The organism is Micromonospora peucetia, from assembly GCF_900091625.1.
Lineage (GTDB): Bacteria > Actinomycetota > Actinomycetes > Mycobacteriales > Micromonosporaceae > Micromonospora > Micromonospora peucetia.
In genome coordinates, this window is the sequence record NZ_FMIC01000002.1 from 289260 (window position 1) to 311594 (window position 22335).

Genomic DNA, 22335 nt, shown 5'->3' on the forward strand with positions numbered 1-22335 from the left:
TGGGGTGGGGTTTGGGCGGGTGGGCTAGGCGGGGGTGGTGAGGGGGGTGGGGTCCAGGGTGCCGGTGGCGACCAGGATCGCGGGGCCGGCCAGCCAGCAGGAGTCCTCGGTGATCGTGACCGAGAGGCGCCCGCCGGGGACGTCCACCGCCAACACGCCGGTGTCCCGACCCGCGTCGCGCAGGGCCACAGCGGCCACCGCGCAGGCACCCGTGCCGCAGGAGAGCGTCTCGGCGGAGCCGCGCTCGTACACCCGCATCTGCACGTGCCCGTCGGTGCCGTCGACCGGCTCGCCCGGAGCGGTGAACTCCACGTTCACCCCAGCCGGAAAGATCACCGGGTCGACGTCGGGGGCCCGCGTCAGGTCGAGCGCGGTCAACTCCAGCCCGGTCGGCAGCGCGCAGACCAGGTGCGGGTTGCCCACGTCGACCGCCGTGCCGGGCAGGGTCAGGCTGCCGAGGGTGGCGGTCGACGTGTCGTACAGCCGGGGGCGGCGCATCTCGACGGCGATGGCGTCAGCCGTGACCAGCGCGCGCACGACGCCGGCCCGGGTGGCCACCGGCAGCGCCTCCCCGGCCGGCTCGGCCAACCCGGTGGCGACCAGGTAGCGGACGAAGACCCGGGCGCCGTTTCCGCACATCTCCGCGAACGACCCGTCGGCGTTCCAGTAGTCCATGAACCACTCGGCCTCGCCGGCCAGGTCGGCGCCCACCGGATGCTTCGCCGCCCGGACCACCCGCAGCACGCCGTCACCGCCGATCCCGCGTCGTCGGTCGCAGAGGGCCGCGACCACCCCCGGTGTCAGGTCGAGCCGGTTGTCCGGATCGGGCAGGATGACGAAGTCGTTACCGGTGCCGTGGCCCTTGGTGAACTGCACGCCCCCATCATCGCGCAGCGGCGGGCAGCAGGCGCAGGGCGGCCGGGATCAGGTCCGGCGCGGACGAGTCCAGCCAGTGGATCCGCGGGTCGCGGCGGAACCAGGACCGCTGCCGCCGGACGAAACGCCGGGTGGCCCGGACGGTCTCGTCGTGCGCCCCGGCCTCGGTCAGTTCCCCGGCGAGCAGGCGCAGCACCTGCTGGTAGCCGAGCGCACGGCTGGCCGTACGACCCTCGGGCAGCCCGCGCCCGACCAGGTCCCGCGTCTCGGCGACCAGGCCGTCGGCCCACATCCGGTCCACCCGCAGGGCGATCCGCCCGTCCAGCAGCGCGGTGTCCAGGTCCACCCCGAGCTGCACGCAGGGGTAGTACGGGGTCGGGTCGGGCAGCGAGGCGGTGAACGGCTCCCCGGTCAGCTCGATGACCTCCAGGGCGCGGACGATCCGCCGGCCGTTGCCGGGCAGGATCCCCGCCGCGGCGGCCGGGTCGGCCTCGCGCAGTCGGGCGTACAGGGGGGCGGGGCCGACCTCGGTCAACTCCCGTTCCAGCCGCTCACGCACCGCCGGGTCGGTGCCGGGGAACTCGAAGTGTTCCAGCACCGCCCGCACGTAGAGACCGGAGCCGCCGACCAGCAGCGGCACCCGGCCCCGGGCCAGGATGTCGTCGACGGCCGCGCGGGCCAGCCGCTGGTATTCCGCGACGCTCGCCGGCTCGGTGACGTCCCAGATGTCCAGCAGGTGGTGCGGCACCCCCTCGCGCTCGGCGGGGGTGAGCTTGGCGGTGCCGATGTCCATGCCCCGGTAGAGCTGCATCGAGTCGGCGTTGACCACCTCACCGTCGAGGGCGTGCGCAAGGGCGATGCTCAGCGCGGACTTGCCGGCCGCCGTCGGCCCGACCACGGCGACGACCGTCCCGACCGGTGGGCGGCCCGTCACGCCGGCGTCCAGGACGACACGAAGTAGGCGACGCCGTAGGGCGCCGAGTGGTGGCGCAGCTCGCCGCGCCAGTCGCCGCCCGTCGCGCGGACCGCGCCGGCCAGCACCTGCCAGGGCGCGCGGCCGGCGGCCTTCAGCTGCGCCGACAGGGACGGGTCCAGGTCGAGCAGGGCCTCGGCGTCCGCGTCGGCCAGGGCGCGGGCTACCCCGTCGTCGTACGCCCCGGCGCGCGGGTCGTCGTAGCCGGGCGACTTCGGGCCGCGGCAGGCCGACCCGTCCGCCGTCACCAGCAGGGCGGTACGCGGTTCCGACTGCGCGCCGAGCGCCGCGCCCAACTCGGCGCACTGTGCCGGGGACGCGTCGGCCGCGACGGACCGGGCCAGCCGGGGCAGTTCGGTGCGGGAGCGGCCGACCAGCCACGCGCCGACGGTCAGGCTCAGCGGCAGCCGCTCGCCCCCGGCGCAGTTCACCTTCCAGAGCCGCACGTACCGGTCGAGGCCGTACTGCCGCAGCGAGCCGTAGTCGGCCGAGTTGAAGCGGGCGGTCTCCGGCCCGCCGCCGACCAGGACGATCACCTCGGGCTCGGCGGCGAGCAGCCCGGCGACGGCGGCGTCGCAGGCGACGCGGAGCTCGTCCAGCTCGGGTGCGGCGGCACCGGCCAGCTCGGGGACGATAAGCGGCGGGTGGGGGCAGACGGCGGCGGCGACCAGGGGCACCCGGCAACGGTATCGGCCCGACCGCGCCCGGCGCCCCGCACCCGGCCCGGGCGTTCCTGGCCCGGGTTCCCGGCCGATCGGTTCGTACGGCGTACGCCAGATTCCGACACTCCTCTCAGGGAGCCTGTCCGCAGGCGGTAGGACACCGTATGGTCACGGTCGGCGATAGGCGCTCGACGGGAACGGGGTCGCACCTGTGACAATGCCTGGGGAAACTTTGCTGCGCCGTGGCGGCGATCGCGGGACTGCTCCCCGACGCCGGGAGAACGAGGATGGGCACATGAGCGACTGGACTGCCTTCGGACGGGTGGACGCGGACGGCACCGTGTACGTCAAGACCACCGACGGTGAGCGGGTGGTCGGATCGTGGCAGGCGGGAGCGCCCGAGGAGGGACTGGCGCACTTCGCCCGCCGCTTCGACGACCTGGTGACGGAGGTCAACCTGACGGAAGCCCGGCTCAAGTCGGGCGCCGCCGACGCCGGCCACTCACTGACCACGATCCGGCGGATCCGTGCCTCGCTCGCCGAGGCGCACGTCGTCGGCGACATCGACGCGCTGGCGGCGCGGCTGGACCGGCTCGCCACGGTCGCCGAGGAGAAGGCCGGCGAAGCCAAGGCCGCCCGGGACGCGGCCCGAGTCGAGGCGCTCGCCCGCAAGCAGGCCCTGGTGGAGGAGGCGGAGAAGCTGGCCGCCGAGTCGACCGGCTGGAAGACCGCCGGGGACCGGCTCAAGGAGATCCTCGACGAGTGGAAGGCCATCCGCGGGGTCGACAAGAAGACCGACGGTGAGCTGTGGAAGCGGTTCGCCGCCGCGCGGGACGGCTTCACCCGCCGCCGGGGTGCCCACTTCGCCTCCCTCGACTCGCAGCGCAAGCAGGCGCAGACGGTCAAGGAGGAGTTGGTCGCCGAGGCCGAGAAGATCAAGGACTCCACCGAGTGGGCGGCCACCGCCAACCAGCTCAAGGACCTGATGAACCAGTGGAAGGCCGCTCCGCGGGCTTCCAAGGAGGCAGAGCAGAAGCTCTGGGAGCGGTTCCGGGCCGCGCAGGACGAGTTCTTCACCCGGCGCAGCGAGGTCTTCTCCGCCCGCGACAACGAGCAGCGGGGCAACCTGGAGCGCAAGCAGGCGCTGCTCGCCGAGGCCGAGGCGCTGGACGTCGACGGCGACCCGAAGGGCGCGCAGGCCAGGCTGCGGGACATCCAGGCGCAGTGGCACGAGGCCGGCCGGGTGCCCCGTGAGGCGGCAACCGGGCTGGAGCGCCGGCTGCGCGTCATCGACGAGAAGGTCCGTGAGGTGATGGACTCCGCGTGGCGGCGTACCACCAAGGAGGACAACCCCCTGCTCGCCCAGATGCGGGTGCAGGTCGCCGAGGCCGAGGAGCGGTTGGCCCGGGCCCAGGCGGCCGGGGACGCCCGCCGGGTCAAGGAGGCCGAGCAGGCGCTGGCCTCCAAGCGGCAGTTCCTCCAGCTCGCCGAGCAGGCCGGCTGAACTGAACCACCACGGAAGCCCCCGGTCCCTGAGGGACCGGGGGCTTCCGTCAGTCTTGGCACACCGACCGGGGGCCGCCACGCGGAGCCCCGGCTGGTGTCGGGTCAGTGCGCGGTGCAGCCCGTCGTCGGCGCGGGCGCCGTGGCCGGCGCACCGATCGTGGGCAGCCCGAGCAGCACCCCCGGCGTACGCGGGGCACGCCCCGCCTCGGCCGCGTCGCCGGCCCGGGTGCGCCGGTGTGCCAGCGGCTCGCCGTCGGCGTTGAGGTGGTGCGGGGCGGCGTAGGTCACGGTGGTGCGCACGATGTCGCCGGGGCGGATCCGACCGTCGTACGAACCCGCCGCGAAGTGGACCAGACGGCCGTCGCGGGCACGGCCGGACATCCGACCCGTGCGCTCGTCCTTGCGCCCCTCACCGACGGCGACCAGCACCTCGACGGGCTCCCCCACGAGCTTCCGGTTCTCCGCCCAGGTGATCTCCTCCACGCAGGCGATCAGCCGTTCGTAGCGCTCCTGCACGACCTGCTTGGGCAACTGGCCGTCCATTGTGGCGGCCGGCGTGCCGGGGCGCTTCGAGTACTGGAAGGTGAACGCGGAGGAGAAGCGGGCCGCACGGACCACGTCGAGGGTGCGCTCGAAGTCGGCGTCGGTCTCACCGGGGAAGCCGACGATGATGTCCGTGGTGATCGCCGCGTCCGGCATCGCCGCCCGGACCTTTTCGATGATGCCCAGGTAGCGGTCGGCCCGGTACGAGCGGCGCATCGCACGCAGCACGTCGTCGGAGCCCGACTGGAGCGGCATGTGCAGCGAGGGGCAGACGTTGGGCGTCTCGGCCATCGCGGCGATCACGTCGTCGGTGAAGTCCTTCGGGTGCGGGCTGGTGAACCGGACCCGCTCCAGCCCTTCGATGCCGCCACAGGCGCGCAGCAGCTTGCCGAAGGCGAGCCGATCGCCGAACTCGGTGCCGTAGGAGTTGACGTTCTGCCCGAGCAGCGTCACCTCCAGCACGCCCTCGTCGACCAGGGCGCGGACCTCGGAGAGGATGTCGCCGGGGCGGCGGTCCTTCTCCTTGCCCCGCAGAGCGGGCACGATGCAGAACGTGCAGGTGTTGTTGCAGCCGACGGAGATCGACACCCAGCCGGCGTACGTGGACTCGCGGCGGGTGGGCAGGGTCGAGGGGAAGACGTCGAGGGATTCGAGGATCTCCACCTCGGCCGCCGCGTTGTGCCTGGCCCGCTCCAGCAACACCGGCAGCGACCCGATGTTGTGCGTGCCGAACACCACGTCGACCCAGGGCGCCTTGCGGACGATCTCGCCCCGGTCCTTCTGGGCCAGGCAGCCGCCCACGGCGATCTGCATCCCCGGGTGCCTGGCTTTGACGGGGCGCAGGTGACCGAGGTTGCCGTAGAGCCGGTTGTCGGCGTTCTCCCGCACGGCGCAGGTGTTGAACACCATCACGTCCGGGTTGTCGTCGGCTTCGGCGGTGCGCACGTAGCCCGCCTGCTCCAGCAGGCCGGAAATGCGCTCGGAGTCGTGCACGTTCATCTGGCAGCCGTAGGTGCGCACCTGATAGGTGCGCGGGCTGCTCGCCGCTGCGGTAGTCATGACCCGGACAGCGTATCCGGGCCCACCCGAACGGATCGAACGAGGAGGAGCCATGTGTCGGAGCATCAAGACCCTGCGTGAGCCGTACGTCGCCGAGGTGAGCCCGGCCGACGTCGACGCCGCGGCGTTGCAGTACGTCCGCAAGATCTCGGGTTTCCGCAAGCCCGCCGCCCACAACGCCGCAGCCTTCGACACGGCGGTCGCCGCGGTCGCCGCAGCCACCGCGACCCTGCTCAGCGAGCTGGAGGTACGCGGCGCCCGCTCCGCCGGCGCGGCGACCTGACCTCTTCCCCGCCGGGCGGCGGGTGGACACCGGACAACTGGTGAAGCTGACCGGGGCGGACCTGGTCGGCCGCCGGGCCGGCCCGGGGACCCGTCGCGCGGGCCGGCCTGGGGACCCGTTGCGCGGGCCGGCCCGGGACCCGTTGCGCGGGCCGGCCTCAGGCGGCGGCGAGCGCGGGGAGCACCGAGTCCGGCGCCCAGCGCGAGCGGTGGCACTGCGACCAGCCACGGCAGCGGGGATCCGCCTCGGTGCACAGGCGCTGGTTGGCGAGCAGTTCGCCGTCGTCGGTCTCCCGGACGTCGAAGTGCACCGGCCGGATCGTGCCGTCGGGCGCGACGAGCAGGTGCCGACCGGCGTCGAGGGTGTCGTCGCGCAACAGGCAGTTGCGCTCCAGCAGCCGCGCCAACGCGGCTATGCTGCCGTGCTCGGAGAGCTGGTCAGGCACCCCGTAGCAGTCCACGATCGTGGCGAACTCCCCCGGCGCCTGCCAGACGTCGCAGATCACCGCGTACGTCGGCAGTCGGGCGGGATCCGCCGCCGCCAGGGGCATCACCACCCGGCCGAGCGCCTCGGCCAGTGCCGGGTAGACCTCCACCGGCCGCACCCGGTCGATTCTCCAGTTCCACAGCTCGGTCATGCCGCGCCTCCTCGCTGTGCTCGTCCCACCGGCCTCCGGATCGGGCCTTACTGACGATGGTGGGGGGCATATGACCTCAGCCGGGGGCAAGTTACCGGTCTGTGACCATTCCGGGCAAAATTCCCGTGGGCATCATTGCTCAGAGTAGCGGGAAGATGACAGTTTATCGGGTACGGTAGCCCGCCAACACGCCCCACCCCACCCCGACACCCACCCTCGCACCCCGCCCGGTGCCCACCCTCGCGCCCGCCCGGCGCCCACCCGACGCCCGCCCGACGCCCGCCCGACGCCCGCCCCGGCGATCTTGCACTTTGTGCCCCGACAAACCGCACGAAGCTCGTGTTTCGTGGGCCAAAAGTGCAAGATCGCGAGGGTGTGGGTGCGCGGAGGCGGGGAGGCGGGGAGGCGGGGAGGCGGGGAGGCGGGGAGGCGGGGAGGCGCGCCGGGGTTCGGGTACGGGTTGGGACTCAGCGCACGACGACGCGGTGTTGCCCGGGTGGCAGCAGCTCGCCGATCACGGTGGCGCCCGGCAGCTCACCGGCGACCAGCAGGCCGCCCGAGGTCTGCGCGTCTGCCAGCAACAGCCGCTCGTCCTCGCCGGTCCCGCCGAAGTCGGTCCACCCGGTGACCCACTCCAGGTTGCGCCGGCTGCCGCCGCTGACGTGCCCGTCGCGCACCGCGTCCCGGGCGCCGGCCAGGTAGGGCACCCGGGCCGCGTCGATCGCCACCGTCAGCCGGCTCGCCCGGGCCAGCTTGGACGCGTGCCCGAGCAGGCCGAAGCCGGTCACGTCGGTGCCGCAGCGGACACCGGCCGCCACCGCGGCCCGCGCCGCGTCCCGGTTGAGGGTGGTCATCGCGGCGACCGCCTCGGGGAAGCTCTCCCCGGTGGCCTTGTGCCGGGTGTTGAGCACCCCGACGCCGAGCGGCTTGGTCAGCGACAGCGGCAGGCCGGCCCGGCCCGCGTCCAGGGTGATCAGCTCCTCCGGCCGGACCACCCCGGTGACGGCCAGCCCGTACTTGGGGCCCTCGTCGTCGACGCTGTGCCCGCCGGCGAGGTGGCAGCCGGCGTCGCGGGCCACGTCCTGACCGCCGCGCAGCACCTCCCGGGCCAGCTCCAGCGGCAGCACGTCGCGCGGCCAGCAGAGCAGGTTGAGCGCGACGAGGGGGGTGCCGCCCATGGCGTACACGTCGGAAAGGGCGTTGGTCGCGGCGATGCGCCCCCAGTCGTACGCGTCATCGACGACGGGGGTGAAGAAGTCGGCGGTGGTGACCAGGCCGGTGCGCTCGTCGAGCCGGACCACGGCGGCGTCGTCGCCGTGGTCGAGCCCGACGAGCAGCTCGGTGGTGCCGGTGGCCGGGCCGAGCCCGGCGACCATGGTCTCCAGCTCTCCCGGGGGAATCTTGCACGCGCAGCCGCCACCCCGGGCGTACCGGGTCAGCCGTACCGGTTCGGTCATCCCCACATGATCTCCGGGCCGCCCGGGCACCGCTACTGCGGCGGGCCGGATCGGGGTCAAAATCGGACTCTTGACCCCGATCGGAACTGGTGTTATCGCTCCGTGACCAACTGAGTTGCGTGCCGCCACATCCCCCCGCCTACAGTTGCGCAACCGGGGGTCAACCGACCCGCGCGACGACAGGGACGGTGAACGACGTGACGACGGGCGAACCGCTCATCGTGCTGGACTCGGTCAACAAGTGGTTCGGGCCGCTGCACGTGCTGGACGACGTCTCACTGTCGGTCGGGCGCGGCGAGGTGGTCGTGGTGATCGGCCCGTCGGGCTCCGGCAAGTCGACGCTGTGCCGCACCATCAACCGCCTCGAACCGATCAGCTCCGGCACGATCACCTTCGACGGGCAGCCGCTACCGGCCGAGGGCAAGGCGCTGGCGAAGCTGCGCAGCGAGGTCGGCATGGTCTTCCAGTCGTTCAACCTCTTCGCGCACAAGACGATCCTCGAGAACGTCACTCTCGGACCGGTCAAGGTCCGCAAGGAGAAGCCTGCGGCGGCGCGCGAGCGCGGCCTGGCCCTGCTGGACCGGGTGGGCATCGCGAACCAGGCCGACAAGTTCCCGGCCCAGCTCTCCGGCGGTCAGCAGCAGCGGGTCGCGATCGCCCGAGCGCTGGCCATGCAGCCCAAGGCGATGCTCTTCGACGAGCCGACCAGCGCGCTGGACCCGGAGATGGTCGGCGAGGTGCTGGACGTGATGACGTCGCTGGCCCGCGAGGGCATGACCATGGTCGTGGTCACCCACGAGATGGGCTTCGCCCGGCACGCGGCGAACCGCGTCATCTTCATGGCCGACGGCCAACTGGTCGAGGACGCGCCGCCGGCCGAGTTCTTCGCCAACCCGCGCAGCGAGCGGGCCAAGGACTTCCTCTCCAAGATCCTCACGCACTAGGCGTCCGTACCTGGAGCGCGCCGTCCCCCGGCGGTTCCGTCGAAGCAAGGAGATGAACATGCGTATCACGCGCGTAGCGGCGCTCGCCGCGGCCGCCACCCTGGCGCTCGGCTTGACGGCCTGCGGTGGCGACGACGCCGAGGAGGGCACCGGCGCCGGCAGCAAGTCCTTCGCCGCCGGCAGCACCATGGAGCGTCTCAACAAGGCCCAGGCCATCAAGATCGGCACGAAGTTCGACCAGCCCGGCTTCGGCCAGAAGGGCCTCTCCGGCAAGCCGGAGGGCTTCGACGTCGAGGTCGCGAAGATCATCGTCAAGGAGCTCGGCATCCCCGAGGACAAGATCGAGTGGGTCGAGGCCCCCTCGAAGGTCCGCGAGGACGTGATCGTGAACGGCACGGTCGACCTGGTCGCCGCCACCTACACGATCAACGACAAGCGCAAGGAGCGCATCGCGTTCGCCGGGCCGTACTACGAGGCCGGCCAGAACATCATGGTGAAGAAGGACGACACCACCATCACCGGGCCGGACTCCTTCAAGGACGGCACCAAGAAGGTCTGCTCGGTGACCGGCTCCACCCCGGCCGAGGAGATCAAGAAGCACGTCAAGGACATCGCCACCCAGGTGGTGCTCTTCGACACCTACGACAAGTGCCGTGACGCCCTCAAGGGCGGCCAGGTCGACGCCGTCACCACGGACAACGTGATCCTGCTCGGCTACATCGCCAAGGACGAGACGTCGTCGTTCAAGCTGGCCGGCGACAACTTCACCAAGGAGCCGTACGGCCTCGGGGTGAAGAAGGAGGACACCGACTTCCGCAACTTCGTCAACGACACGCTGGAGAAGGCGTACGCCGACGGCAGCTGGAAGAAGGCCTGGGACGGCACCGCCGGCAAGTTCGGCGCCACGCTGGGTTCCGCGCCGGCCGTCAACCGCTACTGAGTGATTCGTTGATCTGGAGGGTGGGGAGGAAGACCGGCCCGTGAGTGTGCTCATCGACAAGTTCGACGTCTTCGCGGGTGGTTTCTGGCTCACCCTCCAGATCTGCGTACTCGCCGCGATCGGCGCCCTGATCCTGGGTGCCGTCGTGGCGGTGCTGCGGATCTCCCCGGTACCGCCGCTGCGGGCGCTCGGCACCGGCTACGTCAACGTCTTTCGCAACATGCCGCTGACCGTGGTGATGTTCTTCGCCGCGTTCGGCCTGCCCGCGCTCGGCTCCAACGCGGACTTTCTACGGATCCCCGGTCTCGACGCGGTGTTCAGCCGGCTCGACACGGATCTGCCCTACTTCCGCTTCGCGCTGATCGCGCTGGTGCTCTACACCGCGGCGTTCGTCTGCGAGGCGCTGCGGTCCGGCGTGAACGCCGTGCCCGCCGGCCAGGCGGAGGCCGCCCGGTCGCTGGGCCTCACCTTCGGCCAGAACCTGCGGTACGTGGTGCTGCCGCAGTCCTGGAAGGCCTCGGTGGTCCCCCTCGGTTCGGTCATCATCGCGATGATCAAGAACTCGGCCCTGATCGGCTTCTTCGGCGTGGTCGGCGACCTCTCGGCGACCGCCGACCAGCTCACCTCGGCTGAGGGCTACGCCTTCGTACCCGTCGCCATCGGCATCTCGATCGGATACCTGATCATGACCGTCCCCCTCGGCGCGCTCCTCGACCGGATCGAGAAGCGGCAGGCGGTGGCCCGGTGAGCCAGCAGACCAGCGTCCTCTACGACGTCCCCGGTCCCCGGCAGCGCCGAATCACGCTGGTCGGCAGCCTCGTCGCCACCGTCGTGCTGTTGGTCGGCGCATACTTCCTGGTCTACCGCCCGCTGGACGCCAAGGGCCAGTTCTCGATGGAGCTCTGGGGGCCGCTGATCGACCCCTCCAACGAGAACTTCTCGCTGGTGTGGGACCGGATCGGTGTCGGCCTCAAGAACACGCTGACCGCCGCCGCCCTGGCGATCGTCTCCTCGCTGGTGGTCGGCACCCTGCTCGCGGTGCTCCGGATCCAGCTCAAGAGCCTGACCCGGCGCCGGTTCACCGGGCTCGCCGCCCCGCTGGCCTACCTGCTGCGCGGGCTGAGCGTGCTGCTGTCGGCGGTCACCCGGGTCTGTGTCGAGGTGTTCCGGGGCCTGCCCGTGGTCATCACGATCTTCTTCGCGGCCCGCGGCTTCCCCGAGTTCGGCGTCTCGTTCGACACGCTGTGGTACCTGGTCATCGGCCTCACCATCTACAACTCGGTGGTGATCGCCGAGATCCTCCGCTCCGGCATGGAGGGCCTGCCCGGTGGGCAGGCCGAGGCGGCCTCCGCGATCGGCCTCTCCCCGTCGCAGACCACCCGGATGATCCTGCTGCCGCAGGCGTTCCGGATCATGCTGCCGGCACTGATCAGCCAGCTCGTCGTCGTGCTCAAGGACACCTCGCTGGGCTTCATCATCAGCTACGAGGAGACCCTGAACATCGGCAAGCAGATCATCGGCGTGCTGGACAACCCGATCCAGGTCTACGTCGTGATCGCGGTGATGTTCATCCTGGTGAACTACTCGCTGTCGAAGCTGGCCCAGTACGTACAGCGGCGGCTCTCCCGCGGTCGCAAGACCGCCGGCACCCCGGCCCAGAACCCGCCCCCGGCGGCCCTCGCCTCCCAATCGGAGAGCAACGGCGCCAGCCCCTGACCCTGACGCACGTCAAAGGGCCGGCCCGATGATCGGGCCGGCCCTTTCGCATTACGCCGTCAGTGGGGAAGTCCCGGTGCCGCCTCGCGCCGTCAGCGGGCGATCTCGGTGACCCGGGACTCGCGGACCACGGTCACCCGGATCTGGCCCGGGTAGGTCAGCTCCTCCTCGATCTGCTTGGCCACGTCCCGGGCCAGCACGGCGGCGCCGATGTCGTCCACGTCGTCCGGCTTGACCATCACCCGGATCTCCCGGCCGGCCTGCATGGCGAAGACCTTCTCCACACCGAGCTTGCCGGCCGCGATCTCCTCGATCCGCTCCAGCCGCTTGACGTACGCCTCCAGGCTCTCCCGCCGGGCCCCCGGCCGACCGCCGGAGCAGGCGTCGGACGCCTGGGTGAGGACGGCCTCGACGGTCTGCGGCGGCACCTCGTTGTGGTGCGCCTCGATGGCGTGCACGACGTCCTCGCACTCGCCGTACTTTCGGGCCAGATCGGCGCCGATGATGGCGTGGCTGCCCTCCACCTCGTGGGTGAGCGCCTTGCCGATGTCGTGCAGGAACGCCGAGCGCTTGATGATCGGCACGTCCAGCCGCAGCTCGGCGGCCATGATGCCGGCGATGTGCGCCGTCTCCACCAGGTGCTTGAGCACGTTCTGCCCGTACGACGTCCGGTAGCGCAGCCGGCCGAGCAGGGTGACCAGCTCCGGGTGGATCTCGGTGATGCCGACCTCGACCAGGGCGTCCTCGGCGGCCCGCTGGCAGAGCTGCTCCACCTCGTGCCGGGCCAGGTCGTAGACCTCCTCGATGCGGTGCGGGTGGATCCGCCCGTCGAGGACCAGCTTCTCCAGGGTCAGCCGGCCGACCTCCCGGCGCACCGGGTCGAAGCAGGAGAGCAGCACCGCCTCGGGGGTGTCATCGATGATCAGGTTGACGCCGGTGACCGACTCGAAGGCTCGGATGTTGCGACCCTCCCGGCCGATGATCCGCCCCTTCATCTCGTCGCCGGGCAGGTGCATGACGCTGACCACACTCTCGGCGGTCTGCTCGCTGGCGACCCGCTGGATGGCGTCGACGACGATGTGCCGGGCGCGCTGCTCGGCGGTGCCGCGGGCGTCGGATTCGATGTCCCGGACCAGCAGCGCGGCCTCCCGCTTGGCCTGGACCTCGATCGCCTCGATCAGCTCCGCCCGGGCCGCGTCGGCGGTGAGCCCGGCGACCCGCTCCAGCTCGCGCCGCCGCCGCTCCTCCGCCTCACCCAACTCGACCTCGCGCTGGGCGAGCGTGGCCTCGCGCGCCGACAGGGCGGCGCTGGCGGCGGTGAGCTGCCGCTCCCGCTCGGCGAGCCGCTCCACCTCCTCGGTGTGCAGCCGCTCGCGCTCGTCCATCCGGGCCGCCCGTCGCTCCACCTCGGCGGCCTGCTCGCGGGTGGTGGCGGCGAGCACCGCGACCTCCCGCTCGCCGCTGCGCCGGGCGGTGGCCCGTAGCTGTTCCGCGTCGGCCTCGGCCTGCTTGTGGGCTCGGTCCAGGACAGTGTCGGCCTCCGCCCGGGCGTCATCGAGCACCCGGCCGGCCTCGGCCCGGGCAGCCTTCGCCTCGGCCTTCGCGGCGGCCGCCTCGGTGCGGGCCGCCGCGGCGGCGGACTTCGCCACGTCGATCGTGCTGTTGGCCTCGTCGGCGGCGGTGCGCAGGGCCGCGAGGGACTGCTCCTGCCGGTCCTTCTCGGCGATGAAGGCGGGATCCGCCGGCGCCGGCGCCGTACCGAACCGGCGCAGCGCCCGTACGCCGAGCAGCACCGCCCCGAGCACGACCACCGTAAGGATCAGCACCACCGCGAGGATCACGACGTCGAACCCGCTCATGCCGACGCCCCGTCCCGCCCGATGACCACGGGGCCCGGCCCGACGCCCGGCCCGTTCATGCCGGCACCCCGGTGCAACTGCGCCGCCTCGCCATGGCCGCCTCCCCTGAACGTCGGGACCGCAGCGACCGTGCCGATGGGCACGCACCCTGCGGCTGTGGACGCCCGACCGGAGCGACTGGCCGTGGGGTGGCTTCCGTCGGCGGTGCCCACTCGGGGGCATCGCCGACGGCCGGGTGCAGTTGTCGCGCCAACCTCGGACCGGCCAGTCCGAAGCTGCCGCCAGTGACCGACCGCGTCGGTCAAAGTGATGCTGTTCTGTTACGCGATCTATGTTGTGTGCTTAGCCTGCGCTTGGTCGGGCAATGTGAGCCTGTACGGCGAGGCTAGGTCTCCCAGGGTGCTCTGGTCAAGAACTCATGATCAAACCCCCCGAACGGAGAGAAGTTGTCGCGTCACGCAAAGCTGATGCACGCCCGGACACCGACGGACAAAACGGCGGCGAACCGGGTCCGGTGGCATGTCGGCCCTGCTCAGCCAGGCCGCGCGCACGTACCCGCCGGAGCACCGACCGGCCGACTGTGACACAACTGTCGCCGGTCCGCGTCAGCCGGGCACCAGGTTGCGTCCGCCGGGCACCGGTCCGCGTCAGCCGGGCCGAGCCGGAACCACTCGGACGCACCACTCCTCTGATCGTTTGTCGCTGAGCCGGCAGTTCGGGGTGCCTGAGGCCCGGCCCTCGTCAACCGATCATGAGCCACGGGTCGGTGCCGGCGCGCGGCTTAGGCAGCAGGCAACGGGCGACATAGGCCGCAGGCGGCGCGCGACTTAGGCCGCAGGCGGCGCGCGGCGGGGTGGTGGAGGCGTCGGGCTGGTGGAGGCGTCGGGCTGGTTCTGGTGCCGGGCGGGTCAGCGGGCACCGGCGGCCAGCGCCGCCACCACCAGTGCGGCGTTGTCGGGCGCGATGGAGCCGTCGGGCAGCAACAGCGTGTCTTCCAGCCCGACGCGGCTGTGCAGTCCCCGGTGCACCGCCTCGGCCAGCACCGACCAGGTTGCCGGCCCCTCGGCATGCAGCAGCACCGGTGGGCCCTCGGCCGCCGAAGGTGGCAGCGCCGAAAGCATGGCGGCGGCGTCGGCCAGCGCCACCGCCGGGTCCTCGGCCATGCACTCGACCAGGATCCGCCCGGCCGGCACCCGCCATCGCGCGTACGTCTCGACCGCGTCGACCGTCCAGAGACCCGCCTCGACCAGGACGCCCCGCTCGCGCAGCGCCGCCGCCACCGCCTCGGCGCCCGGCTCGTGCGCGTTGACCGAGGCGAAGTCGGGCAGCACCGTCCAGGCCCGGACGGCAGTCACCCGGGCGGCTGGCTCCGGCTCGATCCAGGCCCCGGTGCTCACCCCGACCGGCACCTCCGGGCAGGCGGCCCGGATCGCGTCCAGCGCGGCGGCGATCACCGACGGGTGCAGGGACTCCCGGCCGGCGGCGTCCCGAGGATGCACGTGCACCGCGCCGGCACCGAGCCCCGCGCAGCGGGCAGCGTCGGCTGCCAGCTCGGCCGGGGTGACCGGCACCGCCAGGTGCTCGTCGCACCTGCGGGCTCCGTTGAGGCACGCCTTCAGCATTGGAAGTCTCCCTCCGCCCGCCCCACGACTCAGCGAGCCTCATGGCGACACGCCTACAGCGCAGAGCCTGCCACCCGGCTCAGAACCCATGGCGGCAGGCCGCCAACCCAGAGACCGCCACCCGGCTCAGAGTCCATGGCGATGCGCACCCCGACTCCACCGATCGACCCGGCCGGCTGCGCCTCCCGCCCGACCCGGCTTGCTCGCACGCCTTTCAGGACAGAGATCCCGCTCCGCCTGCCGCGCTGCTCACCCGGCGGAGCGGCTGTCCCGGTCGAGCTCGCCCTCAGCGTCGGCGAGCGCGTCAGCGTCGATCTGCTCGGCGAACTCGGCCGCCTCGGCGCTCTGCGCGGCGAGCGCGTCCTTCACCGCCCGGATCGCCACGCCCGGCGGGTAGCCCTTGCGGGCCAGCATGGCCACCAGCCGCCGGAAGACCGCGTCCGGCTCGCCCCGGGCGGTGCGCAGCTTCCGCTCGACCAGGGCGCGGGCGGTCTCGGCCTCGGTCTCCTCGTCCAGCTCGCCGAGCGCCTCGCTCGCGACCTCGCCGTCCACCCCGCGCTGGCGCAGCTCGTTGGCGAGGGCCCGGCGGGCCAGGCCCCGGCCGGAGTGCCGGCTGGCCACCCAGGCCCGGGCGAAGGCGGCGTCGTCGATGATGCCGACCTCGTCGTAGCGGTCGAGCACCTCCGCCGAGACCTCGTCGGAGATGCCCCGCTTCGCCAGCGCCCCGGCCAGCTCGGCCCGGGTGCGGGGCCGCACGGCGAGCTGGCGCAGGCATATCTCCCGCGCCAGCTCCCCCTCGGCGCGCGGTGGGGCCGGAGGTGCCTCGGGGTCGGTCTCCTCCGCCCGGCCGCGCCGGGCCCGACGGGGCCGGGGCGCACTGTCGTCACCCGCGCGGGCAGGGCTGGCATCCCAGCCCCGCCCCGTGCGGGCGCGTCGTCCTGCCACGGATCAGGGGCCGGTCAGAAGTCGACCGGCGGCAGCTCCGGGCCACCGGCGGCGTCGCCCGCGCCGACCCCGACGCCGAGCTTCTCCAGGATCTTCTTCTCGATCTCGGCGGCGACGTCCGGGTTCTCCCGGAGGAACTCGCGGGCCTTCTCCTTGCCCTGGCCCAGCTGGTCACCGTCGTAGGTGTACCAGGCGCCGGACTTGCGGATGATCGCCTGCTCGACGCCGACGTCGATCAGCGAACCCTCGCGGGAGATGCCCTTGCCGTACATGATGTCGAACTCGGCCTGCTTGAACGGCGCGGCGACCTTGTTCTTCACGACCTTGACCCGGGTGCGGTTACCGACCACGTCGGTGCCGTCCTTGAGGCTCTCGATGCGGCGCACGTCGAGCCGGACCGAGGCGTAGAACTTCAGCGCCCGGCCACCCGTGGTGGTCTCGGGGCTGCCGAACATCACGCCGATCTTCTCGCGGAGCTGGTTGATGAAGATCGCCGTGGTGCCGGTGTTGTTGAGCACGCCGGTGATCTTCCGCAGCGCCTGGCTCATCAGCCGGGCCTGGAGACCCACGTGGCTGTCGCCCATCTCACCCTCGATCTCGGCGCGCGGCACCAGCGCAGCCACCGAGTCGATCACGATGACGTCGATCGCGCCGGAGCGGACCAGCATGTCCACGATCTCCAGCGCCTGCTCGCCGGTGTCCGGCTGGGAGACCAGCAGGGCGTCGGTGTCGACGCCGAGGGCCTTCGCGTAATCCGGGTCGAGCGCGTGCTCGGCGTCGACGAAGGCAGCGATGCCGCCGGCCCGCTGGGCGTTGGCCACCGCGTGCAGGGCCACCGTCGTCTTACCGCTGGACTCCGGGCCGTAGATCTCGACGACCCGGCCGCGGGGCAGGCCACCCACGCCGAGCGCCACGTCGAGCGCGATCGAGCCCGTCGTGATCACCGACGTCTGGATGACCGGCCGCTCCCCGAGCCGCATCACCGAGCCCTTGCCGAACTGCTTGTCGATCTGAGCGAGAGCAAGGTCGAGTGCCTTCTCCCGGTCGGGCCCTGCGGCCATGTTTGCCACCCCTGCCTTCGCCGGCGTCTTTCCTGAGCTTCGCGTCACGCGGACACGCTAGGCGCTGGGTCCGACAGAAAACCAGCCGACCGGCCGTGAGCTGTGGACGAGCACCCCGCTGTGGACAATAGCCGAACAGGTGTACGAGGCGGCAGGCGACACGCGGAAGCCACGAAACGGCTGCTCAGCGTAGTCGTGCGGGCACCCGGTCGGGATAGGCGGCGCAGACCGCACGCCACACCACGTGGGTCTGCTCACCCGACGCCAGGGCCTGCTCGATGGTCCGCCCGCCGAGCTGCGAGAGCACCTGGTCGCGGGCGATGCTGCCCGCGTAGCCGGGGCCGAACGCCTCTGCCAGCCTGGTCCAGAAGTCGGTCAGCCGCACGTGATCAGTCCTCCTCGTCCGGTGCCCCCACCGGCACCGGCCGCAACGCTAGCGTCACCAGAGGCACCACCGCGACCGCCGCGAGCAGGGTGAGCACCGGATAACCGGCCGCCTCCACCACAAACCCGCTGGCCGCCCCGGCAGCGGCGCCCGCCAGCCCCATGGTCAGGTCGGAAAGCCCCTGGACGCTCGGCCGGATCTCCACCGGCACCGACTCCGACAGCAGCGTCGAGCCCGCGACCATGGTCCCCGACCAGCCCAGGCCGAGCAGGAACAACCCGACCGAGAGCCAGGCCGTGCGGTGCCCGGCCGTGCCGGCGACCGCGCACGCCACGAGCAGCAGCCCGACGCCACCGAGGATCACCGCCCGACGGCCGACCCGGTCGGTGAGCCAACCCGCCACCGGGGCGAGGGCGTACATGCCGGCGATGTGCAGACTCAGCACGAGACCGACCACCCGCAGCACGTCGGCGTCGTCGTGCCACTCGTGCAGACGCACCGGGGTCATCACCATCACCGCGACCATGACCAGGTGGCCGACCGCCACCGCGACGATGCCGAGCCGGGCGTCCGGCCTCGTGCGTACCACCGACCAGGCGGCCCGCATGCCCGCAACGCGCCGGGCGGTCGACACCGGCGCGACGACGGCGGTCGCCGGGGTGTCAGCCGGGCCGGGGGTCGCCGAGGTGCCAGCCGGGCCGGCGGGCACCGGGATACCGGCAGGGCCGGTGGACGCCAGTCGGCGCGCCGTGAGCAGCGGGTCCGGCCGCAGCAACGCCATGATCGCCCCGGCGGCCAGCACCAGCGCGACGGCGCTGAACGCGAACGGACCGGCCAACGTCGGCAACCCCCAGCCGCTGGTGGTGCGATCGGCGAGCGACGCGAAGTTCGGTGCGGCGACCGCACCGATGGTGGTGGCCCAGACGATCAGCGAGAGCTGGCGGCCCCGGCGTGCCGGGGCCGCCAGGTCCACCGCGGTGTAGCGGGCCTGGAGGTTGGCCGCGCTGCCGCCGCCGAACAGGAGCATGCCAAGGAAGAGCAGCGGAACCCACCGGGTGACCGCGGCGAGGACCACCAGCGCGCCGCCGGCCGCGCCGGTCAGGTACGCCACGACCAGGCCGGGCCGCCGGCCGTGGACGGTCATGATCCTGGTGACCGGCACGGCGAGCAGCGCCCCGCCCACCACCGCGGCGCTGCTGACCAGACCCGCGACGGCGGTGCCGGCGATGTCGGAGGCGAGCAGCGCCCCGACGGCGACGCCGATGGTCACCCCGATCCCGCCGATGATCTGGGTGACGAAGAGCAGCCGCAGGGTACGCCGCTGGATCCGCGCGACGTCGGGCGTGACGAGCGGCGCGGCGAGGCCGGTGGCCATGGCGGCTCCTTCGAGGTAAGGGGTGGAATGCGGTCTCATCCTTGCGCACCCACCCCGCCACCCGGCAGTCGGTTCAGCTACAGGCCGAGGCCGCGACCGATGATCTCCTTCATGATCTCGGTGGTGCCGCCATAGATCGTCTGCACCCGCCCGTCCAGCCAGGCCTTCGCCACGGGATACTCCAGCATGTAGCCGTAGCCGCCGTGCAGCTGCACGCAGCGGTCGGCGACCCTGTTCTGCAACTCGGTGGTCCACCACTTCGCCTTGGCCGCGTCGGTGACCGAGAGCCGGCCGGCGTCGTACTCCGCGACGCAGTGGTTGACGAAGGTGCGGGCGATGGTGACCTCGGTGTCCAGCTCGGCCAGCAGGAAGCGGTTGTGCTGGAACGCGCCGATCGGCCGGCCGAACGCCTGCCGGGAGCGGGCGTAGTCGAGGGTGACGGCGAGCAGCCGCTCGGCGGCGGCCACCGCCGCGACCGCGATGCTGAGCCGTTCCCGGGGCAGGTTGGCCATCAGGTGGTAGAAGCCGTGGTTCTCGGTGCCGATCAGGTTCTCCGCCGGCACCCGGCAGTCGTCGAAGAACAGCTCGGCGGTGTCGTTGGCCCTGAGCCCGACCTTGGCCAGCCGCCGGCCCCGGGAGAAGCCGGGCGTGCCGCTCTCCACCGCGACCAGGCTCACCCCGTGCGCGCCCTGCTCCGGTGCGGTACGCACGACCACGACCACCATGTCGGCCAGCTCCCCGTTGGTGATGAAGGTCTTCTGGCCGTTGAGCACCCAACTGTCGCCGTCGCGGACCGCGCTCGTGCGGATCCCGGCCAGGTCGGACCCGGCGCCCGGCTCGCTCATCGCGATCGCGGTGACCAGATCGCCGGAGCAGAACCCGGGCAGCCAGCGTTTGCGCTGGTCGTCCGTGGTCAGCTCGGTCAGGTACGGCGCCACCACGTCGTTGTGCAGGCCGAAGCCGAGCCCGGTGCAGCCGGCGGCCACGATCTCCTCGTCCAGCACGGCGTTGAACCGGAAGTCCCGCTGCCCGCCGCCGCCGTACTCCGTGGCGACGTCCATGCCCAGCAGGCCGGCGGCCCCGGCCCGGCGCCACACCTCGCGGTCGACGATCCCGTCGGCTTCCCAGCGCTCGTGGTGCGGCACCGCCTCCCGGGTCAGGAACTCGCGGCACAGCTCGCGGAACTCCTCGTGGTCGCGCTCGTAGAGATGCTGCTCCATGGCGGCAAGTGTGGCACCGCTCACCCGCCCTGCCCAGCGCCGACGAACCGGCGCCGACCACTCAGCCGGCGAGGGCGCGGGCGGCCACGGTGAGGTCGGCGACCAGCCCCTCGTACGCCTTGTCCTGGTCGTCGGCGCGCAGCACGGCGGACGGGTGGATGGTGGCCAGCAGCCGGGCCGGCGGCGCGTCGGCAACGGCGCCGGTGGAGTCCACCGGCACCCGCCGGAAGTCCTCCGGGTGCTGGGCCGACTCCGGCCAGGGCAGCAGCTCGCCGCGCTGCCGGGTGACCCGGAACGTCGGGCCGAGCAGGGCCTTGGCGGCGGTGGCGCCGAGCACCACCACGATCTCCGGGCGCAGCTGGGCGAACTCGGCCACCAGCCAGGGCCGGCAGGCGGTGATGTGCACCCGGTCCGGGGTCTGGTGGATGCGCCGCTTACCGCGCTGCTCGAAGCGGAAGTGCTTCACGGTGTTGGTGAGGTAGATGTGGCCGGGGTCGAGCCGCGCGTCGTCGACGGCCTTGCGCAGCAGCCGGCCGGCGGGGCCGACGAACGGTAGTCCCCGCTGGTCCTCCATGTCGCCCGGCTGCTCACCGACGAAGACCACCCGCGCACCGGCGTCGCCTCGGCCGAAGACCGTCTGCGACGCGTCCCGGTAGAGCTCGCAGCCCCGGCAGCCGGCGGCGGCGGCGCGCAGGTCGTCGAGGGTGTCGGCCCGCGGCGGGATGAACTTCTGCGCGCCCGGCGCGGTCTCGGTCTGCTCGGCCATGGCGACTGTTCTACCCCGCGCGGGAGGGAACACGCGCGGGGACCCGCCGAGCGGGACACACCGGTGTGAACAAAGTGGACGGTGTGGGCGGAGTGACGACACGGCGTCGCCCGCACCGGGCCGTCCGGGGTCGCCTCGGGCTCCCCGCTCACGCCGTGAAGCCGGCGGCCGGGGCGGGCCGGACCGCCCGGGCCACCGCCGCCGCCAGCGCCGGGATCTCCGCCTCGTCGAGCGAGCTGACGGTGATCCGCAGCGCCGGCGGGCCGGCGATCCGGTTGAGAGCGCCGGGCGCGACCGCCCAGCCGGCGTCCCGCAGCGCGGTCAGCACGCTGGTCTCGTCGTCGACCGGCAGCCAGACGTTGATGCCGCTGCGACCGTGGGCGACCAGGCCGTGGTCGGCGAGCGCCCCGATCAGCGCCGTGCGCCGCCGCTCGTAGCTGCCGGCGGCCCGGTCCACCAGCCGGGCCACGGCGGGGTCGCGCCAGAGCGCCAGGACCAGCCGTTGCAGCACCGTGGAGACCCAGCCGGCGCCGACCCGGGCCCGCCCGGCCACCCGGGCCACCGTGGTCTCGTCGCCCACCAGCACGGCCAGCCGCAGGTCCGGGCCGAACGGCTTGCTCACCGAGCGTACGAAGGCCCACGTCGGGGTCGCCCCCGCGAGCGGGTGCAGCGGTACGCGGGCCAGCTCAGCGGCGTGGTCGTCCTCGATCAGCAGCAGGTCGGACCGGCCGGCGAGCAGGGCCCGTAACTCCCTGGCCCGCTCGGCGGAGATCGCCGCGCCGGTGGGGTTCTGGGCCCGACTCGTCACGATCAGTGCCCGCGCGCCGGCGGCGAGGGCGGCGGCGACCCCGCCGGCGAGCGGACCGTCGTCGTCGACCGGCACGCCGATCGGCCGCAGCCCGAGCGCGGCCACCAGGTCGAGCAGGTTGGCCCAGCCCGGGTCCTCGACCGCAACCGCGTCCCCGGGGCGCAGGTGTGCGCCGAGCAGCCGCTCGATGCCGTCCAGCGCGCCGCCGGTGACGGTCAGCTCCGCCGCCGGCACGCCGTCGGCGGCCAGCCGCTCGCGGGCCGCCTCGGCCAACTCGGGCAGCACTCCGGCAACGGGGTAGCCGACCGACTCCCCCGCGGCGGCGGCAAGGCCGGCCAGGTGCTCCCCGAGGGGCGGCAGCAGCCGCGGGTCCGGCTCGCCCCGGGACAGGTCGCGCAGGCCGGGGGCGGTCGACGGGCGCAGCGCGGAGCGGCGGGCCGCCACCGGTGGGCGGGGCCGGATCCGGGTGCCGTGCCGCCCGGCGGTGACCACCAGGCCCCGCTGACGCAGCTCCTGGTAGGCCCGGGCCACGGTGGCCGGGCTCACCGCGAGCTGGGCGGCGAGCTCCCGTACCGGCGGCAGCGCGTCGCCGGGAACGAGGGCAGCGGAGCGGATGCCCGATTCGATGCTGGCCGAAATCCCGGCGGCCGTCGTACCGGCGACCTGATAGCGTGCTGACACAAACCAGGGATTGTACT

Annotated in this window: 21 protein-coding genes; 6 read left to right on the plus strand and 15 right to left on the minus strand. The window is 72.8% G+C overall.

Annotated elements, in window-relative coordinates; all coding sequences use genetic code 11:
• Positions 1–24: 24 nt before the first annotated feature.
• From dapF to GA0070608_RS01860, 3 genes are read right to left on the minus strand one after another with little or no spacing between them, the layout of a single operon-like run.
• Entirely contained in the window at positions 25–876 is an 852-nt protein-coding gene (gene dapF, locus GA0070608_RS01850; RefSeq protein WP_091620471.1) for a diaminopimelate epimerase, read from the minus strand.
• Between the two features lie 7 nt (positions 877–883).
• Entirely contained in the window at positions 884–1810 is a 927-nt protein-coding gene (gene miaA, locus GA0070608_RS01855) for a tRNA (adenosine(37)-N6)-dimethylallyltransferase MiaA (RefSeq protein WP_091620474.1), read from the minus strand.
• On the minus strand, positions 1807–2526 hold the full coding sequence (locus tag GA0070608_RS01860) for a class III extradiol ring-cleavage dioxygenase family protein (protein WP_091620478.1): 720 nt from the start codon (positions 2524–2526) through the stop codon (positions 1807–1809). Before GA0070608_RS01860 ends, miaA begins: the two co-directional genes overlap by 4 nt.
• A 280-nt stretch (positions 2527–2806) precedes the next feature.
• On the opposite strand from GA0070608_RS01860, the gene GA0070608_RS01865 reads away from it, so the two are divergent.
• Entirely contained in the window at positions 2807–4015 is a 1209-nt protein-coding gene (locus GA0070608_RS01865) for a DUF349 domain-containing protein (protein WP_091620483.1), read from the plus strand.
• A gap of 104 nt (positions 4016–4119) precedes the next feature.
• Here GA0070608_RS01865 and miaB read toward each other — a convergent pair whose 3' ends face one another.
• Entirely contained in the window at positions 4120–5619 is a 1500-nt protein-coding gene (gene miaB, locus GA0070608_RS01870) for a tRNA (N6-isopentenyl adenosine(37)-C2)-methylthiotransferase MiaB (protein ID WP_091620488.1), read from the minus strand.
• Positions 5620–5671: 52 nt separating this feature from the next.
• Between miaB and GA0070608_RS01875 the strand changes: the two genes are divergently transcribed.
• Positions 5672–5902 carry a DUF2277 family protein gene (locus GA0070608_RS01875; RefSeq protein WP_091620491.1) on the plus strand — a complete coding sequence of 77 codons (231 nt, stop codon included), beginning with the start codon at positions 5672–5674 and terminating at the stop codon, positions 5900–5902.
• Between the two features lie 157 nt (positions 5903–6059).
• Here the strand turns inward: GA0070608_RS01875 and GA0070608_RS01880 are convergent, their stop codons facing one another.
• On the minus strand, positions 6060–6539 hold the full coding sequence (locus tag GA0070608_RS01880) for a hypothetical protein (protein ID WP_091620494.1): 480 nt from the start codon (positions 6537–6539) through the stop codon (positions 6060–6062).
• A gap of 467 nt (positions 6540–7006) precedes the next feature.
• Entirely contained in the window at positions 7007–8002 is a 996-nt protein-coding gene (gene selD / locus GA0070608_RS01885) for a selenide, water dikinase SelD (RefSeq protein ID WP_411970761.1), read from the minus strand.
• 182 nt (positions 8003–8184) lie between these two features.
• Here selD and GA0070608_RS01890 point away from each other — a divergent pair, with 182 nt between their 5' ends.
• Genes GA0070608_RS01890 through GA0070608_RS01905 form a run of 4 tightly spaced genes read left to right on the plus strand, consistent with a single transcriptional unit; the run spans position 8185 to position 11596 of the window.
• Positions 8185–8940, plus strand: coding sequence for an amino acid ABC transporter ATP-binding protein (locus GA0070608_RS01890; protein WP_091620503.1), 756 nt, complete (start codon positions 8185–8187; stop codon positions 8938–8940).
• A 58-nt stretch (positions 8941–8998) separates the two neighbouring features.
• Positions 8999–9880 (plus strand): glutamate ABC transporter substrate-binding protein, encoded by an 882-nt coding sequence (locus GA0070608_RS01895; protein WP_091620507.1) that lies wholly within the window; start codon positions 8999–9001, stop codon positions 9878–9880.
• Between the two features lie 40 nt (positions 9881–9920).
• On the plus strand, positions 9921–10628 hold the full coding sequence (locus tag GA0070608_RS01900) for an amino acid ABC transporter permease (protein WP_091620512.1): 708 nt from the start codon (positions 9921–9923) through the stop codon (positions 10626–10628).
• Complete coding sequence (locus tag GA0070608_RS01905; protein ID WP_091620516.1) at positions 10625–11596, plus strand: amino acid ABC transporter permease; 972 nt, start codon at positions 10625–10627, stop codon at positions 11594–11596. Before GA0070608_RS01900 ends, GA0070608_RS01905 begins: the two co-directional genes overlap by 4 nt.
• A gap of 92 nt (positions 11597–11688) precedes the next feature.
• Here GA0070608_RS01905 and rny read toward each other — a convergent pair whose 3' ends face one another.
• The 9 genes from rny to GA0070608_RS01950 form a co-directional block, all read right to left on the minus strand.
• Positions 11689–13455 carry a ribonuclease Y gene (gene rny / locus GA0070608_RS01910; protein ID WP_091620520.1) on the minus strand — a complete coding sequence of 589 codons (1767 nt, stop codon included), beginning with the start codon at positions 13453–13455 and terminating at the stop codon, positions 11689–11691.
• 908 nt (positions 13456–14363) lie between these two features.
• The gene (locus tag GA0070608_RS01915; protein ID WP_091620524.1) at positions 14364–15077 is read right to left on the minus strand and encodes a 3-keto-5-aminohexanoate cleavage protein; all 714 of its coding nucleotides are present in this window, start codon (positions 15075–15077) and stop codon (positions 14364–14366) included.
• 249 nt (positions 15078–15326) lie between these two features.
• The gene (locus GA0070608_RS01920) at positions 15327–16022 is read right to left on the minus strand and encodes a regulatory protein RecX (protein ID WP_091620528.1); all 696 of its coding nucleotides are present in this window, start codon (positions 16020–16022) and stop codon (positions 15327–15329) included.
• Positions 16023–16036: 14 nt separating this feature from the next.
• On the minus strand, positions 16037–17083 hold the full coding sequence (gene recA / locus GA0070608_RS01925; RefSeq protein WP_091620532.1) for a recombinase RecA: 1047 nt from the start codon (positions 17081–17083) through the stop codon (positions 16037–16039).
• Positions 17084–17267: 184 nt separating this feature from the next.
• On the minus strand, positions 17268–17468 hold the full coding sequence (locus GA0070608_RS01930) for a DUF3046 domain-containing protein (protein ID WP_091620536.1): 201 nt from the start codon (positions 17466–17468) through the stop codon (positions 17268–17270).
• A gap of 4 nt (positions 17469–17472) precedes the next feature.
• A complete protein-coding gene (locus GA0070608_RS01935; protein WP_091620540.1) occupies positions 17473–18843 on the minus strand; it encodes an MFS transporter in 1371 nt (456 codons plus the stop codon).
• Positions 18844–18920: 77 nt separating this feature from the next.
• The gene (locus GA0070608_RS01940; RefSeq protein ID WP_091620543.1) at positions 18921–20063 is read right to left on the minus strand and encodes an acyl-CoA dehydrogenase family protein; all 1143 of its coding nucleotides are present in this window, start codon (positions 20061–20063) and stop codon (positions 18921–18923) included.
• 61 nt (positions 20064–20124) lie between these two features.
• Positions 20125–20829 carry a UdgX family uracil-DNA binding protein gene (locus GA0070608_RS01945; RefSeq protein WP_091620547.1) on the minus strand — a complete coding sequence of 235 codons (705 nt, stop codon included), beginning with the start codon at positions 20827–20829 and terminating at the stop codon, positions 20125–20127.
• A gap of 148 nt (positions 20830–20977) precedes the next feature.
• Entirely contained in the window at positions 20978–22318 is a 1341-nt protein-coding gene (locus GA0070608_RS01950; RefSeq protein ID WP_091620550.1) for an aminotransferase class I/II-fold pyridoxal phosphate-dependent enzyme, read from the minus strand.
• Between the last annotated feature and the right edge of the window lie 17 nt (positions 22319–22335).

Bases quoted from the DNA above. Each gene is read 5' to 3' on its own strand.
- GA0070608_RS01865 (WP_091620483.1), top strand. From the start codon at position 2,807: ATGAGCGACTGGACTGCCTTCGGACGGGTGGACGCGGACGGCACCGTG.
- GA0070608_RS01880 (WP_091620494.1), bottom strand. From the start codon at position 6,539: ATGACCGAGCTGTGGAACTGGAGAATCGACCGGGTGCGGCCGGTGGAG.
- GA0070608_RS01935 (WP_091620540.1), bottom strand. From the start codon at position 18,843: ATGGCCACCGGCCTCGCCGCGCCGCTCGTCACGCCCGACGTCGCGCGG.
- GA0070608_RS01895 (WP_091620507.1), top strand. From the start codon at position 8,999: ATGCGTATCACGCGCGTAGCGGCGCTCGCCGCGGCCGCCACCCTGGCG.
- miaB (WP_091620488.1), bottom strand. From the start codon at position 5,619: ATGACTACCGCAGCGGCGAGCAGCCCGCGCACCTATCAGGTGCGCACC.
- GA0070608_RS01945 (WP_091620547.1), bottom strand. From the start codon at position 20,829: ATGGCCGAGCAGACCGAGACCGCGCCGGGCGCGCAGAAGTTCATCCCG.
- rny (WP_091620520.1), bottom strand. From the start codon at position 13,455: ATGAGCGGGTTCGACGTCGTGATCCTCGCGGTGGTGCTGATCCTTACG.
- recA (WP_091620532.1), bottom strand. From the start codon at position 17,083: ATGGCCGCAGGGCCCGACCGGGAGAAGGCACTCGACCTTGCTCTCGCT.
- GA0070608_RS01875 (WP_091620491.1), top strand. From the start codon at position 5,672: ATGTGTCGGAGCATCAAGACCCTGCGTGAGCCGTACGTCGCCGAGGTG.
- GA0070608_RS01915 (WP_091620524.1), bottom strand. From the start codon at position 15,077: ATGCTGAAGGCGTGCCTCAACGGAGCCCGCAGGTGCGACGAGCACCTG.
- GA0070608_RS01940 (WP_091620543.1), bottom strand. From the start codon at position 20,063: ATGGAGCAGCATCTCTACGAGCGCGACCACGAGGAGTTCCGCGAGCTG.